General features: G+C 43.6%; 16 protein-coding genes, 1 pseudogene and 1 riboswitch. Of the genes and pseudogenes, 7 read left to right on the forward strand and 10 right to left on the reverse strand.

Features of this window, described 5'->3' with window-relative positions; genetic code table 11:
• Positions 1-180: 180 nt before the first annotated feature.
• The 7 genes from ACFFUV_RS21310 to radC all read right to left on the reverse strand — a co-directional run bounded on the left by ACFFUV_RS21310 (position 181) and on the right by radC (position 3299).
• Positions 181-408: a hypothetical protein gene (locus tag ACFFUV_RS21310; protein WP_390197224.1), complete on the reverse strand. Its 228-nt coding sequence runs from the start codon at positions 406-408 to the stop codon at positions 181-183.
• 47 nt (positions 409-455) lie between these two features.
• Entirely contained in the window at positions 456-815 is a 360-nt protein-coding gene (locus tag ACFFUV_RS21315; RefSeq protein WP_390197228.1) for a hypothetical protein, read from the reverse strand.
• A gap of 23 nt (positions 816-838) precedes the next feature.
• Positions 839-1579: a WYL domain-containing protein gene (locus ACFFUV_RS21320; protein ID WP_390197232.1), complete on the reverse strand. Its 741-nt coding sequence runs from the start codon at positions 1577-1579 to the stop codon at positions 839-841.
• Positions 1580-1717: 138 nt separating this feature from the next.
• Entirely contained in the window at positions 1718-1894 is a 177-nt protein-coding gene (locus ACFFUV_RS21325; protein WP_017044431.1) for a hypothetical protein, read from the reverse strand.
• A gap of 3 nt (positions 1895-1897) precedes the next feature.
• On the reverse strand, positions 1898-2341 hold the full coding sequence (locus tag ACFFUV_RS21330) for a DUF2787 domain-containing protein (protein ID WP_390197236.1): 444 nt from the start codon (positions 2339-2341) through the stop codon (positions 1898-1900).
• Between the two features lie 50 nt (positions 2342-2391).
• The gene (locus ACFFUV_RS21335) at positions 2392-2829 is read right to left on the reverse strand and encodes a DUF2787 domain-containing protein (protein ID WP_390197239.1); all 438 of its coding nucleotides are present in this window, start codon (positions 2827-2829) and stop codon (positions 2392-2394) included.
• Positions 2826-3299, reverse strand: coding sequence for a RadC family protein (gene radC / locus ACFFUV_RS21340; protein ID WP_390197241.1), 474 nt, complete (start codon positions 3297-3299; stop codon positions 2826-2828). Before radC ends, ACFFUV_RS21335 begins: the two co-directional genes overlap by 4 nt.
• An 809-nt stretch (positions 3300-4108) precedes the next feature.
• Between radC and ltrA the strand changes: the two genes are divergently transcribed.
• From ltrA to ACFFUV_RS21365, 5 genes are all read left to right on the forward strand, one after another.
• Positions 4109-5581 carry a group II intron reverse transcriptase/maturase gene (ltrA, locus tag ACFFUV_RS21345; protein WP_390197244.1) on the forward strand — a complete coding sequence of 491 codons (1473 nt, stop codon included), beginning with the start codon at positions 4109-4111 and terminating at the stop codon, positions 5579-5581.
• A gap of 220 nt (positions 5582-5801) precedes the next feature.
• Positions 5802-6248: an NUDIX hydrolase gene (locus ACFFUV_RS21350; RefSeq protein WP_114867254.1), complete on the forward strand. Its 447-nt coding sequence runs from the start codon at positions 5802-5804 to the stop codon at positions 6246-6248.
• A 325-nt stretch (positions 6249-6573) separates the two neighbouring features.
• Complete coding sequence (locus ACFFUV_RS21355; protein WP_390197247.1) at positions 6574-7206, forward strand: DUF2971 domain-containing protein; 633 nt, start codon at positions 6574-6576, stop codon at positions 7204-7206.
• Positions 7207-7471: 265 nt separating this feature from the next.
• Positions 7472-7858 (forward strand): hypothetical protein, encoded by a 387-nt coding sequence (locus ACFFUV_RS21360; protein WP_390197250.1) that lies wholly within the window; start codon positions 7472-7474, stop codon positions 7856-7858.
• A 139-nt stretch (positions 7859-7997) separates the two neighbouring features.
• Positions 7998-8801 (forward strand): hypothetical protein, encoded by an 804-nt coding sequence (locus ACFFUV_RS21365; RefSeq protein ID WP_390197253.1) that lies wholly within the window; start codon positions 7998-8000, stop codon positions 8799-8801.
• A gap of 156 nt (positions 8802-8957) precedes the next feature.
• Here ACFFUV_RS21365 and ACFFUV_RS21370 read toward each other — a convergent pair.
• Positions 8958-9170 (reverse strand): annotated as a pseudogene (locus tag ACFFUV_RS21370) (integrase); the annotation flags it as partial.
• Between the two features lie 124 nt (positions 9171-9294).
• Complete coding sequence (gene trmA, locus ACFFUV_RS21375; protein ID WP_390197255.1) at positions 9295-10404, reverse strand: tRNA (uridine(54)-C5)-methyltransferase TrmA; 1110 nt, start codon at positions 10402-10404, stop codon at positions 9295-9297.
• 149 nt (positions 10405-10553) lie between these two features.
• Positions 10554-10754: riboswitch (cobalamin riboswitch) on the forward strand.
• A 45-nt stretch (positions 10755-10799) separates the two neighbouring features.
• On the opposite strand from trmA, the gene ACFFUV_RS21380 reads away from it, so the two are divergent.
• Positions 10800-12632 (forward strand): TonB-dependent receptor domain-containing protein, encoded by a 1833-nt coding sequence (locus ACFFUV_RS21380; protein ID WP_390197258.1) that lies wholly within the window; start codon positions 10800-10802, stop codon positions 12630-12632.
• Between the two features lie 130 nt (positions 12633-12762).
• Entirely contained in the window at positions 12763-13563 is an 801-nt protein-coding gene (gene murI, locus ACFFUV_RS21385) for a glutamate racemase (RefSeq protein ID WP_390197260.1), read from the forward strand.
• Here murI and ACFFUV_RS21390 read toward each other — a convergent pair.
• Positions 13526-13984, reverse strand: coding sequence for an RNA recognition motif domain-containing protein (locus ACFFUV_RS21390; RefSeq protein WP_390197263.1), 459 nt, complete (start codon positions 13982-13984; stop codon positions 13526-13528). The genes murI and ACFFUV_RS21390 overlap by 38 nt on opposite strands.
• Positions 13985-14438: the final 454 nt, after the last annotated feature.

A 14438-nucleotide genomic window follows, 5' to 3' on the forward strand; every position in this document is an offset into this window, starting at 1 on the left:
ACTCATAATGGGGAGGCGCAATTTTGTTAGATAATTTTTAAAGACAAAATTTTCTAACTTATTTCTGTCCAAAAACGAGTTTAGAAGGATGGCTTATTGATTGTGCCGCTTGTGTATAGAAGCAAAAAAATGGGGAGCGTGATTGCTCCCCATTGTCGTTTTTTATCGTTGCTGGTGGTATTACTTTTCTTTGATGGCTTCACAGCCTTCTGGAACGGCGATGCTCGCTACGTCCTTACCTTCCTGTTGCGCCGCTTTCACATCCATTTTGTATTGAGTACATTTACCAACACTGACATTGACGGCTCCCGAGTCTGCGGATGGGTTACCACCCAGTGTTCCACCAGCAAAGGCGGAAGAAGTAGATAAAACTAACGCTGTCGCGATGAGTGGAGTTGACTTGTTCATAGTTGATCCTTACGAGTTGATTTAGTGTGTTACTGAGGGATAGAGAGTTAGAAGGTGTACACAAAGGTGCCAGCGCTGGAGGTGACTTCGATCTCTTTCACGCTGTCCACAGTGCAGTTGTTGCTGTATCCGCTATAGGTTTCACCGAACTTCAATTGAACGTTTCTAGATAGTTCAGAGGTCGTGCCTACGGGTAGGCGGCAGTTGCCTCGATTGATGACCACTCCGGTTATTACCGTGCTGTCGGTGATAGCTTGAATATCAAAGACCAGTGTTCCCCAGTGAGGGTTGGTGGATATTGATACTTCAACATCGGCGGTAACGGTTTGCGCTGCATCTTGCTCGTTGCAAGCCGTAATACTGAATAGCAATAGAGCCATCATGATGGTTCGAATTAGAGTGTTCATGGGTATCTCTCCGTATTGGTGAGTTAAATTTGGGATGCACGGATTTCAGCATGTTCACGCATGAACTGCTCAAGATTGAAATCAGTGGGATAGGTAAAAGAAAACGTCGACACACTGGCCTCATCAATTAGAGGTAGGGCTAGGGTGCGTATCGTAGGTTGATCGGATAATCGAAAAAGCAGCAAGAGCGCGTCACACTGAACCGAGAGTCCCAGTGGTTCAATGAACGCTTTCTCTTGCTGCAAAACTTGACTCGATATCTTGAGCATACGGTTGTTGAGTAATGCCGTGTGTACCGCATGTAACACTTGCCGCTGCTCATTACTCCATTCAGAAACGTTGGGCAATGCCACATGGACTTTGGCCAACCATGCTTGCTCTTTTGAATTCTCTGAGACCTTGTGGGGCAAGGGTTTGTCTCTCTCCGAGGGGCGACCTAGCACATAATTCATCTCATCAGGAACCAGCGGTAGTAAGTACTTGTTGGTCAGTTGCCAATGGAGCATTTCCTGTTTGTTGAGTTTCAGTAATTGCTCTGAAGTTTTCCGATAAACATGGGGCATGCTAATCGAATCACACTCTACGTTAAACACCTCCACAATGACTTCATCGAGATAGCGTTTAACGCTGCGCGTGGTGCGGTGGATATCGAGTAGGGCTAACTGCTGCTGCAACTCCCTAACGGTAATCCATCGATGTTGAGGAATAAGCATCAGCGTGTGCAGCAAAGCGGATAACCCTTCAATGCTGGTTTTATTGCTCATGACTACGCTCTCAATACATCAAAGCTCCACACCGGAGTCGGACATTTAATGTCGGGAGAATAGAGGTGGGTCAGACACATAATGTCCAACGGTGAAAACAGCATCAATCGGCATCACCAAAGCGTGAGCCGATTAACATTAACGAGGCTTATGCTTATCACTGAGCTCGGCAATCGCTGCCAATAACCCAATTAACAGCACCACTAGAAACCCTAAAGTGGATAGGGCTCCAATAGCGCCGAAGAATGGGGAAAGGGAGAACAACGTAATGAGGGCAGTGACAAGTTTGATGATTTGTAGAAGAAGGGAAGTCATGAGTTATTGCGGAGTGACGACTATCTCATCGTAAGCGTCCATATCGACATAGGCCAGAAAGTTATTCTCCCATAGCCGATACAACTCTTTGGCATCACGGCTACCCTGCATTGGTAGCCAGCCACGATAAGCCACAAAGAACTGCCCTACCCGAAAATCAAAATCTAAGTTGCGCTCTAGCTCTGGGTAGTAGTTGCCCATATAAGCAAAGTCGGTGATGTACTCGATGCTCCATTCCCCTGTCGAGGTTTGGCAAATCGCCATCTCAGCCGGATGGAAGCCGCCTTCATCCGCGCTGTAACTTTTATCGCGAAAGTTAAACACCAGATAACGGCTGGTGGTCAGTGCTTCATTACTCAGCAAGTGAGCGGTGAATCGCTCGCTTAGCAGCTTATGCAGTTTCTTCGATACAGGTAGTGTGGATGCCGTAAAGATTAATTTGGACATGGTGAGTCCTCCTTGTTTCAGGATTCAAATAAGAAATGAGAGATTAGGATTTAGCGAAACGTACCGACCATCGTCAGTTGCACGTCATCAAAGACGTTTCTGGAAAGGTGACGAGCAAAGGTTTTCATCCATACCGAGAGCAGTTCTTGTACCTCTGGGTGAGATAAATCCGTGCTCCCTACATCGGGTTGATAGCACCGGCGATTAGCCAGGTGAAAGTACAACTCAGGCTCAACGGTTGTACTGGTGTCATCGGGATAAGAGAAGCTGGCAAAGAACACCACCAGCCAAGGGCTTGAGGCTGACTCACGTTTAAGCTGTACCTCTATCGGATGCAAACCTTGTCGATGTCGGTAGTAACTCATTTGGCGGCAGTTCAGAACGAGACGTTCAGCATTCTCTGGGAGAGTGTACCGATTCATAAGTGCTTCTAGTGACGCATGTAAAGCGTCATCAATAGAAAGCTCACCGTAATGTTGCTCAATCATAACCACCCCCTTTCAGCAAATGAGGCGCAGGTATCGCCTGTCACGATATGGTCGAGAACGCGAACATCCACCAGCGCTAAAGCATCTTTGAGTCTTTCGGTTATCCGTCTATCGGCTTGAGACGGTGTTGAGTCTCCAGATGGATGGTTATGGGCAAATATCACCGCTGCGGCATTCACTTCTAGTACCGCTTTCACCACTTCACGTGGGTAGACGCTGGCTGCGTCCACCGTTCCCTGAAACAGCTCTTTAAACTCAATCAGTCGGTTTTGGTTATCCAGCAGCAATAAGGCAAACACTTCACGCTCATGGCTACCTAGCTTACAGCGGACATACTCTTTGGTGGCATCAGGGTTGATTAGAGCACCACCACGCACGTAGCGCGTAGCCAGTATCTCAGCGGCATGCTCTAGGATTTCATTTTCCTGATAGCGTTGCTGTTTTTGGTAATCGGAAGTTTTGGGATTCATTTCAGGCTCCTGTCGGAATCAATGATGGGGTTTCACATTGATGACATATGCCTGAAAATTTTTGGGTTTAGGGTGAAGGGCTATGGTAGGCAAGTAGAAGGAGGTAGTGAGCTCATAATGAGAGCATATGGGTTGTTAGTTTTAAGGAGGAAAGCTGATGGCGTTAGAATGAGAAAGGGTAGGACAGAAGCGCTTGTGACCACAATTTATTGAGTTGTTACTCTAAATGATTTATGCCCGTGCGACCTGAAGTCGTATGAAGCGTTGTTCACCACGATAAGAGTGAACCATCTGTATCACCAGATGACCCTAGGATCCTGAATAAAGCAGCGGATCTGAAAATGTAACGAAACTTTGGCCGTTAGGCTGAGTGGGAACAGAATCGTGAGAGGATGTTCCTCCTGAAAACCACAATTTGGGTAAGTGCTAGGGAGTCAATATGATGAACGTATGTGAATCCATTAAAGGTGCGTTAATCGATGAGCAGCGGAAGTGGTTAATACGCTGTAGCCAAAAGGCACGAGAGTCGGAAAGGAGTTGGGCATTGGCCTTTCGTGATCAGAGTACTCTCCGCACTAGAGTGGGCATCTAAGTTGACATTTTACGTAACATACGGAACAGCCTGTATCACTCCCTATGGGAAAGTCTTTGTGGCCGATAGTGATGCAGGTACAGGAGGTCGGAAAAAGCAAAAGCTGCATTGTAACGATGCAGATACAGATTTGTGTCTGATCACGAAAGTGAGCCTACTTCCGACTGGTCTCACGTTGCGAGAGAATTTGAAGAACTTCATTCAAGGAGACATGCAAATGATGATTTCAAAAGAGATTAGTGCCTCTCCTGACAGCGCTCAATGGCAGTCGATAGACTGGAAATCCGTTGAATCGCATGTATTAAAGCTTCAGATGCGTATCGCAAAGGCAACACGAGAAGGTAAACATGGCAAGGCGAAAGCATTGCAGTGGATACTGACTCACTCGCGTTCAGCAAAGCTTCTTGCTGTTAAACGAGTATCGCAAAACAAAGGCAGTAAAACGTCTGGAATAGACGGTGTCATCTGGAACACAGACACACGCCGTATGAAAGCCGTGAATCAATTGAGTCGGAAGGCTTATCAAGCCAAACCTCTCAAGCGTATCTATATCCCCAAAAAGAATGGCAAACTCAGACCATTGGGTATCCCATGCATGATAGACAGAGCGCAGCAAGCACTCCATTTACTTGCATTGGAGCCAGTGTCAGAAACACATGCCGACCCAAACAGCTATGGATTTAGACCAAACCGTAGTGCTGCTGACGCCGTCGATCAGTGCTTTAAATGTTTGGCTCTGAAGAAATCCGCAAAATGGGTTCTTGAAGGAGACATTAAATCCTGCTTCGACAAAATCGGGCATCAATGGCTTATAAACAATATCGCGGTTGATAAACGTATGTTGGAACAATGGTTAAAGTCTGGCTTTATGGATAAAGGGCTGTTTTATCGCACTGACGAGGGCACGCCGCAAGGAGGGGTTATATCCCCGACCTTGATGCTAATGACTCTTGCTGGGCTTGAGCAGCAAATAAAGTCTACTGCACTCAAAAAGGGTGCTAGAGCTAACTTTATTGGATACGCCGACGACTTCGTCGTCACTTGCGCTTCAAAAGAAGTGTTAGAGAACGATATCAAACCGTTGATCGCTGACTTCTTAGCGGAAAGAGGCTTAACATTGTCCGAAGAGAAAACGCACGTTACACATATCGAAAATGGCTTTGACTTCCTAGGATTCAATCATAGAAAGTACAAAGGGAAATTGCTCATTAAACCGAGCAAATCCAATACATTGCTGTTCATGAGTAACCTGCGCGAACTCATCAAAAAGCACGCTACAGTCCCCGTGAACGATCTTATCAAACTGATAAATCCAAAACTACGGGGATGGGCTAACTATTACCGTCATTGCGTTGCTAAACAGGTATTCGGATATGTTGGGCACAAACTATTCTATGCATTATGGCACTGGGCTGTAAGGCGCCACCCGACAAAATCTAAGACTTGGGTAGCCCTTAAATACTTCATCAACCGAAAAGGCCAATGGCAATTTCACGGTTGGCATAAGATCATGGGTATGGATTGCCAATTCAATCTGTTCCAAATAGCCAAAGTGCCGATTGAGAGACATGTGAAGATCCGAAGTGCAGCTACACCATTTGACCCTCAATACCAAGAATACTTGGCTAAGAGAAAGTCAAAAAGGCAAGCTCGTAACTCTTGGAACGAACCTGTTCTCACTGCTTTATAAGTTGCTGGGTATTAAACGATGCCTTCGTGGAGGCTTGAGCCTAGTGCAGTGAAAGTTGCACGCTGGGTTCTTAGAGGGGCGGCACTTGGTAACAGGTGTCGTCTACTCGACCTTTCCGCGTTTGCGCAATAAAACCGAGAATAATGTAATCTGAGAATTGCCTAACTTTTCCTAATGGTTGTAGTATCTATTGATTCGCAACAACAGTGGAATCAACGCAGTGAGAGCACCATTTCAGGTTCTGATATTTCCATATAAATTTAAAATTTCAGAACCTATCTTCTTGATTGCTTGCCGTACAGACAATGGTGAATGGCAGGCAATTTCTGGTGGTGGAGAAGATCAAGAGTCTTTGTTCGATGCCGCAAAAAGAGAATTGTATGAAGAGACGTCGTTAACAGGTAGTGACTGGGTTCAACTTGATTCTATGTGCATGTTACCTAGAGTGTTTTACTCTGGTCATGAAAAATGGAGCGATCACCCTTATGTGATACCAGAATACTCATTCTCAGTGCAGGTTTCGGGGGAGCCACAGTTATCTTCGGAACACACTGAATTCCGTTGGTGTAACGCAACTGAGGCGAGCGAACTTCTCAAGTATGATTCAAATCGAATAGCTTTATGGGAGTTAAGCGAACGACTTAAAGCCCATCAAATGAAGAATTAAAATCGAATCTGCCCCAAAGCTTTCTAGTACTCGTTCAGTGAATCGAAAATTGACGAACTACTTGCCCTAACCGTTCTTATTGATTAACCCTGTTTTTAGTGCTTCTTCATGAGTGTGCGGAACTGGATGGGTATACATTATATTCTAATTTAAGTAAATTTTTGCGTTTTTCCAGATGGTGTATTTGATGGAGAACTGATAAGTTTTTTACATACAGATAGTTAACTGTGCTCGTTTCCACTGTTCTGATCTAACGCAGTAAACGCGCATGCGCACTAATAAAATGTTAGGCATCAAGAAGAATACTTACGAAAAGGATTGCTAATTGAAAGTTTATAAGTTTCGAGGTCCAGAGCAGATGGGCTTTGTCTTTGACATCTTATTTAACAAGCAACTTTATTGTGCTGAGTGGCATACACTGAATGACCCTGTGGAAGGCGTATTCGTTTACTCTCATAGTGGTAGCAATCAAGAGTCAGCCACCAATTTTATGAAGAAGGTCGAGCAAGCCAAGCAACCTCTCCGTGTTTGCTCACTATCCAAAACCTTTGATGATCACTTACTTTGGGCTCACTACGCCAGCGGTTTTTCTGGAGTTGCTATAGAGTTTGAAATTGATGCTACAGAGGATGAAGTTGTAGACATTACTTACAGAGGCGTATTTGCTGGCGTTAACGAGTCAAATAGTGCAGATCCTTCTTCTGTCGCTAGGGCGGTTCTATCTTCTAAATATGATGCTTGGTCATATGAAAAGGAAATACGTATACTTACGACTGATATTTTTTATAAACTGAAAAATCCAATCAAGAAGGTTATTGCTGGCCATAGGATGTCTCAGCCACTATTTGATGCTCTTAGAATCGTCTGCGAGAAGCTGGATATTGAAGTTGCTCGAACAGGTATAGGGGATGAAGGTATCGATGCAGATTATGTTTCGCCGTATGGAGCATCACGCTAGTCATACCTAACAAACAGCGTAAGCTGGACAAATTTTCCACTCCGCTCCAAATTTGCCCTTTCGCTGGGCGTTATAAGACAAGGGAGGTTACGTGCACGAATTCATACAACTGATAAAGTCACGTTCAGATGAGCACGAAATAGCGTTTTCTCGCATACATGATCTTCCCGGTTCAATGATGTCGATTCTTAGGCAGGAGCTTGATTCATTAATTAGGGTCCTTTACCTATTAGCCATATCAGATCTAGAAGAAAGAAACAGGCTTATGGCATGTACCGTTAATGGTGAACGGTGGAAAATAGCAACAGCAAAGGGAAAGCAACAAGTTGTCACTGATGCAATGATGGTAGAAGTCTCAGAACAATTTGTTGCGGGTTGGGCGCGTTCTGTCTACAAGTTCGGTTGTGCTTTTATTCATCTTTCTAATTTTCATGGTTATAACGCTTCGAATCCCCTTGAAACTCTATCCAATGAGGAAAAGAAAGATATTCTTGATCACATGCGCCATTATCATGATGGCCCTGAATCGGACAATCCGACCTTTCAGGAGCTAGCGCATTACTTTCCAAGGGTGTTTGAAAAAATCAAGGGCAATCTTGAGTGCTATTTAGAGCACTTGGCCGAGGAAGAGCCGTCCGAACATGTCTTATAACAATCGCAGGCACAGCGAGGGTTTTTCCGTTGCGGCTTCACTACAAAGCCGTGCGTGCTACGGGCGTTAGGCTTCTGGAAGAATACATAAAATGTTTAGTCGAAATTATAGATTACTTACCCAAGAGGGACATTTGACAATGTCCAGTCTTTTGGGGGGGTTAAACTCATTAAGAAACGCTAATATTGATGAGATTCATCGAGGTTTGTTTTATTCGGGTTTATTCGAGCTTGCAACAGGCTTTGAGCGTTTAATGAAAATAGTGCTTATCCTTGATCACCAGCTCAAAAACCATCTCAAAAATCCAACAAACAAAGAGTTGAAAGCTTTTGGTCATGATATAAAAGATCTTTTCAAAAACTGTTCGGTACTACCTCAAGCATATGGATTACGACAAGAATTAAGTCTTAATGATAAGCAAACAAAAATAGTTTCTACTCTTACAGAGTTTGCGAAAGGTTCGCGATACTACAACCTTGATGTGTTAACTAACCACAATAAAAATGATGATCCTATTAGTCTTTGGTTATCTGTAATTGATGACCATATTTGGAGCTTACGTAGCGATGTGCGTATAAAGCTACAAAATGATGCAATTCAAGTTATTGATCGCTCAGGTATGACTAGCCGTTGGCAGCAAAATGTAGATGGTGAGTGGATCACAATGCTCGACTTTTACTATTTGATGTCTGCTACAGAAAAGGCTAATCCTCATGTAGTGTGGTCGGTTATTGAGATACTGCGCCCATTTTATGGATTGTTGCGACACCAATGTCATGAGTTACACGAACTATATGCGTTGCAGGGTAAGGAAAATGAAATACCTTATATGTATGAGTTTTTCCCTTTTTTCCTAATACCAAAAAGTTCCGCTTTGAGAAACAGTGGGTTTGGGGAAAATAAGCCCATACAAGATTTTAAGGTTTCAAGATATTTTTACTAATCTGATATAAGCGATTTACCAGATTGCGCGTAACTCACTTTTGTCCAGAAACGTGTTACTGATCACCAAGCGATTCTGTCGTACTACTAAATCAAAATTGTCAGATCGTGTATGAATCAGCACATTTAAAAAGAGGATGCCAGTGGCATCCTCTGTCTAAATGACTATGTGATTCTTAACTAGCTCAGTGACTTTTTCTAGGGCTTCTTTGCGCTCTTCCAAGTAATCATATCGATCATAGATACCTTCAACACCTTTCAGCTTGTGATTTAGACAGCGCTCCGCGATATGGCTAGGAACTTTTACTGAAGCGAGTAGGCTACGGCATGTGCGGCGTAGATCGTGAACCGCAAAGTGTTTGATGTTTCCACTCTAGCTGGGGGCTAAAACATAGCCCCAAATATTTATAAATACTTTACCCTGTTTAAATGTTTCCCGTACCCCAAGCCGTACCCAGATTGATTTTTGTTGAATTTACAACCCGCCAAATACCTTATTTAATGAGCTCTAGCAGCACACCCGCTTCCATGTGGTGGGTATAGGGAAATTGGTCAAAGAGCGCAAATCGTGTCACGCGGTGAGTTTCACAGAGTACATCCAAGTTTTCTTTTAATGTATCTGGATTACAAGAGATATATAGGATGCGCTCATAGCCCTGCACCATTTTACAAGTATCGATGTCCATACCAGCGCGAGGGGGATCGACAAAAATGGTGTTGCAGTTATAGCTACTGAGATCAATACCAGCTTGTTTCAGACGGCGAAATTCACGTTTGCCTTCCATCGCTTCGGTAAACTCTTCTGCCGACATTCGAATGATCTGAACATTCTCGATGTTATTCGCAGCAATATTATATTGTGCAGAGTCAACAGAGGGTTTGGCTAACTCAGTTGCAAGAACGCGCTCAAAGTTTTGTGCCAAAGCCAAAGAGAAGTTACCGTTTCCGCAGTAAAGCTCTAATAGGTCACCTTGGCTATCCTGAGTACAATCGACCGCCCAAGCTAACATTTTCTCCGCGACTTTACCGTTTGGTTGAGTAAAGCTATTTTCCACTTGTTGATACACATAGCTCTCTCCATTAACATCAAGCTTCTCGACCACAAAATCGCGATCCAACACGATTTTCATTTTACGTGCTCGGCCAATGAGGTTGAGATTAAAACCTTCATCATTCAATCTTTGTTTGAGAGCTTTCGCCTCTTCAATCCAAGCTTCGTCGAGTTGGCGGTGATAAAGCAGTGACACCAACATTTCACCGCTAAGCGTAGACAGAAAATCAACCTGAAACAGTTTACGACGTAGTGTGTCGTTCTCTTTCATTGCATCAATCAAGAGCGGCATCAAATCGTTAATCAAACGGCTAGCTGCAGGGAACTGATCAACACGATATTTTTCTCGTGTTTGCTGATTGAACATGATGTAAAACAAGTCATCACCTTCGTGCCAAACACGAAACTCTGCTCGCATGCGGTAATGCTGCTCTGGTGACTCATACACTTCCAGCTCTGGAACATCGAATGGCGCGAACATGTCGCTTAGGCGTTCGGTTTTTTCAGCCAGTTGCTGAGCGTAGTGCTGAGGGTTTACATCGAGAGAAGCCATGGTTTTACCTGTTGGTACATTTAAACAAAGAGCGCAGATTTTATTCAATCCAAATCTGATGTCCAGTATTGTTGGTCAATTGTTGGTTTTCTGAGCAATTGTTAAATAGCTTAGTTGATTATGAACTAGACATTGGTTCCATTGCTGACTAATATCAGCGCCAAGCTGGTGCCATTTTAGATGTATAGATGGCTGAAAAGGGAATCTGGTGAAATTCCAGAACTGACGCGCAGCGGTAAAAGAGAACGAACATCCATATGACACTGCATCAACGTATGTGGGAAGTCGGATTAGTAGGCGGCTTGGCCAAGCTCTTGAGTCCGAAGACCTGCCAGCTACTAAGCCACCATAAGCATGGCTTGGTCGGACTTACTACGCGAATCTAGGACAACATAATGAACAAAACATTTATAGCGGTCGCAGTGGCATCGCTGGTGTCGTATGCCTCAACATCTCTTGCCCAGTCTGCAGATGACACCATTTTGGTAACCGCTAATCGCATCGAGCAGACACAATCTTCGGTATTGGCATCAGCGAGTATTATTACTCGCCAAGATATCGAAGCAATGCAGGCTGATAGCGCAATTGAAGTATTGCGTACACTGCCTGGAGTAGAAATTAATTCTCTTGGTGGTAAAGGCCAAGAAACTTCCATTTATTTACGTGGTACCGCAACCCAACACACTCTTGTGCTGATTGATGGCGTTAAAGTCAACTCTGCGACTTCTGGCGGCGCTTCTATCGGTTTGATTCCCGCATTTGCTATTGAGAAAATTGAAGTAATCCGTGGTCCTCGAGCTGCGATTTACGGCTCCGATGCGCTTGGTGGTGTGATCAGTATTACGACGGCCGGAAACGGCCAACCATTACATAAAGCCACAGTCGGATACGGCGAAGATGATCATAAGCTCTTAGGTTGGCACTCTTCTGGTCAGCTCAATGAACAGACCTACGGTTCGTTTATTGCTGCTAAGGAGCAAAGTGATGGTTACCGTGTCTATCAAGGCGCGCCAAGTACGGATACTCATGGTTTTGATACCACAAGCTTCTTCGGTAGTGTCAACCATGACATCAATGCGCAGTGGAGTGTGAATGCCAGTGCTTATAAGCAAGAGTCCGATAATGAATATGCCGGGCAATATGGTGGGCCAAAGCAAGAAAGTAATAATGACTTTTATACGTTAAATGGTGGATTAAACTTTCAAGCCGAAATTTATAGCAGTAAGCTGACCCTATCAACAATGCGCAGTGAAGCATGGGATGGTGATGCTGACGGAGCTTCTGGAAAAACTGCACTATTTACACGGCGAAATAACGTAACCTGGCTGAATACTCTGTCTCCAAACGATTGGCTTGCGGTGAATCTTGGTTTGGATTACACCAAAGAAGAAGCAAACCGTGGCGGCACCAATTCCACGGACTACGAAGATACGGATAAGAACAACAAAGCGGCCTTTTTGACCTCTTTGATTGGCGTGAATGATTTTACCGCCGAAGCCAGTTTACGACATGATGATGATAGTTCATTTGGTGATCATACAACTTGGAACTTAGGATTAGGGTATCAACTGCTTGAGGGTCTTCAAGTGGTCGCAAATTCTGGCTCAGGTTTCAAAGCTCCGACATTCAACGATTTATATTGGCCAGGACAAGGTAACCCAGACTTAAAGCCAGAAGAATCGGTATCCAATGAAATTAGTTTGCGCGGTTATTCAAGTTGGATTGATTGGGAAGTGTCGGCATATAAAACAGAGATCGATAATCTTATCGACTGGGCACCCGTTGGTGCGGGTGGTACTTGGATTCCATCTAATGTCGATAAGGCTGAAATCAAAGGGCTTGAAGTGGCAGCAGCTTTTGATACGGGACCTGTTGAGCATAAAGTTTCGGTAGAATGGAAAGATCCTATCAACAAGGAAACCGGGGCTCAATTGGAAAGAAGGGGTAAACGTAATCTTAGTTGGGTTATGAATTACCAAGTCGCTCAATTTGACCTATCCATGGTGGCGAACTACGTGGGAGACAGAACCGATAAGAATGCGGATAAACTTGAGTCTTATACCACGGTAGACTTAGCGACTCGTTATCACTTCACTGAACACTTTAGCCTTGGTGCAAAGCTGAGTAACGCATTTAATGAGTCACACTACACAGGGCTCGGATCAAGTGGTAATTACTATTTAGCACAGGGACGTAACTTATTCGCTAACGCTGAATATAAGTTCTAAACATAAGCCGCCAATAGGCGGCTTTTTTATAAAATAAGTTTTGAGATTGACGTAAAGATAAATGTCTACTGATTGATAAATAGACTTTAGGGAGTATGATCATCGTGTTTTCATTCCTCGGAATATAAAAGTGACAGAGCAAGTTTATAAAACCGTACTTATTTTCGATTCAGGTGTCGGGGGATTATCCGTTTATCAAGAAATACAATCGTTGTTACCTCAACTAAATTATATTTATATATTTGATAATCAAGCGTATCCCTATGGAGAGCTGGAGCAAAATACATTAATTAAACGTGTCGAAGCATGTATTACAACGTGTATAGAAAATAACCCGGTCGATATTGTTGTTATCGCTTGTAATACCGCGAGTACCATCGTACTACCTAGTTTACGCGCTGGGTTAGATATTCCGGTTGTCGGAGTGGTCCCAGCCATCAAACCGGCTTCTTCTCTGGCAAACAAAGCGATAGGCTTGATTGCGACGCCTGCCACGGTCACTCGTGAATACACTCATGAGCTGGTTCGTAACTTCTCTCCCAATAAAAATGTTGAAATGCTGGGTTTGACGCGTCTTGTCGATATGGCAGAAGAAAAGCTGCGAGGTAAGCCTGTTGATATTCAGGAGCTGACTCAGCTCCTCACACCGCTTATCGGGATCATTGATGTTGCAGTGTTAGGATGCACTCACTTTCCGCTCATCAAATCCGAAATTGCTCAAGTACTGGGCTCAGAAGTCATATTAGTCGACTCTGGAAAAGCAATAGCACGAAGAGTGCAACAATTATTGCAGTTGGAGACAGGTGAGGAGAGGGGAGTGAAACATAAAATTTTAAGTAGTGCACTTCCTTGGCAAGAAAGTGCACTGAATGAAAAGGTTGGCAAAATGGGCTTTAGTCCAGTTCAGAATCTGGTGATTCCCCTGACTTAGGCTCATTCGCAATTCGTACTTTTAAAGTCCTTTGCATATATTCATTGTTATTTAAAGCATCGATTGCACCTTGGGCATCAGCCGAAGCCATCACGACAAAACCGAAACCACGGCGTTTACCAGTACGTTTGTCTTTCATTAAACGAACGGCAAAAACTTCTCCGTGCTGAGCAAAAAGCTCTTTCACATGAGATTCATTCGCTTTATAAGGTAAATTTCCAACATAGAGGGTTTTTGTAGAAGGTGTTGGTTGGTTACCTTTCACGGGTGAATTTTCAATTAGCTTTATTAATACTGCGGTGATAAGGACACCCACAACATAAGCGACAGCTGGTGGAACTTGTGTTGCTACCTGTGAAAATATAATTCCGCCTATAACCACTAAGGCGATAATCAATAAGGTCGTTTTATTTGAACTCATATCTGAATACAACTAGTTAAGTAATAGAGAATATCCGTTGTCTTTTAACATAATAGACACAGCGATATTACGTATATGCTTCTTGTTTTTCCAACAGATTGATGTGACGAGTCTCAAATGTTGAAATTTTATTCTATTTTCGTGCTCTTGGTTTGATTTTAATCGATCGAAATTAAATTTTTCAAAAAGGCTTGCTCTTTATATTTGGATCCCTATAATTCCGCCTCACTGCTTGGGAAGAGACGCAAATTTTTGCAGAAAACTCACGGTGTTTCGAAAAGTTAAAAATAAACCTTGACTCAATCGAAAGTAAGCGTATTATACGCATCCCCGATAACGAGCAATGCTCAAAAGTCGGAAGCTCTTTAACAATATAAACCTATCAATCTGTGTGGGCACTCGTTGATGATAATCAAAGATGATTCTAAAGAATCAACTGAGGTTTCAATGAACT

The organism is Vibrio olivae (genome assembly GCF_042428525.1).
Classification (GTDB): domain Bacteria; phylum Pseudomonadota; class Gammaproteobacteria; order Enterobacterales; family Vibrionaceae; genus Vibrio; species Vibrio olivae.

What these genes read in the sequence shown, in the direction of transcription:
- ACFFUV_RS21320 (WP_390197232.1), bottom strand. Translation starts at nt 1,579, where the DNA reads ATGAGCAATAAAACCAGCATTGAAGGGTTATCCGCTTTGCTGCACACG.
- ACFFUV_RS21310 (WP_390197224.1), bottom strand. Translation starts at nt 408, where the DNA reads ATGAACAAGTCAACTCCACTCATCGCGACAGCGTTAGTTTTATCTACT.
- ACFFUV_RS21360 (WP_390197250.1), top strand. Translation starts at nt 7,472, where the DNA reads ATGGCATGTACCGTTAATGGTGAACGGTGGAAAATAGCAACAGCAAAG.
- ACFFUV_RS21325 (WP_017044431.1), bottom strand. Translation starts at nt 1,894, where the DNA reads ATGACTTCCCTTCTTCTACAAATCATCAAACTTGTCACTGCCCTCATT.
- ACFFUV_RS21315 (WP_390197228.1), bottom strand. Translation starts at nt 815, where the DNA reads ATGAACACTCTAATTCGAACCATCATGATGGCTCTATTGCTATTCAGT.
- trmA (WP_390197255.1), bottom strand. Translation starts at nt 10,404, where the DNA reads ATGGCTTCTCTCGATGTAAACCCTCAGCACTACGCTCAGCAACTGGCT.
- ACFFUV_RS21390 (WP_390197263.1), bottom strand. Translation starts at nt 13,984, where the DNA reads ATGAGTTCAAATAAAACGACCTTATTGATTATCGCCTTAGTGGTTATA.
- ACFFUV_RS21365 (WP_390197253.1), top strand. Translation starts at nt 7,998, where the DNA reads ATGTCCAGTCTTTTGGGGGGGTTAAACTCATTAAGAAACGCTAATATT.
- ACFFUV_RS21380 (WP_390197258.1), top strand. Translation starts at nt 10,800, where the DNA reads ATGAACAAAACATTTATAGCGGTCGCAGTGGCATCGCTGGTGTCGTAT.
- radC (WP_390197241.1), bottom strand. Translation starts at nt 3,299, where the DNA reads ATGAATCCCAAAACTTCCGATTACCAAAAACAGCAACGCTATCAGGAA.
- ltrA (WP_390197244.1), top strand. Translation starts at nt 4,109, where the DNA reads ATGATGATTTCAAAAGAGATTAGTGCCTCTCCTGACAGCGCTCAATGG.
- ACFFUV_RS21335 (WP_390197239.1), bottom strand. Translation starts at nt 2,829, where the DNA reads ATGATTGAGCAACATTACGGTGAGCTTTCTATTGATGACGCTTTACAT.
- ACFFUV_RS21330 (WP_390197236.1), bottom strand. Translation starts at nt 2,341, where the DNA reads ATGTCCAAATTAATCTTTACGGCATCCACACTACCTGTATCGAAGAAA.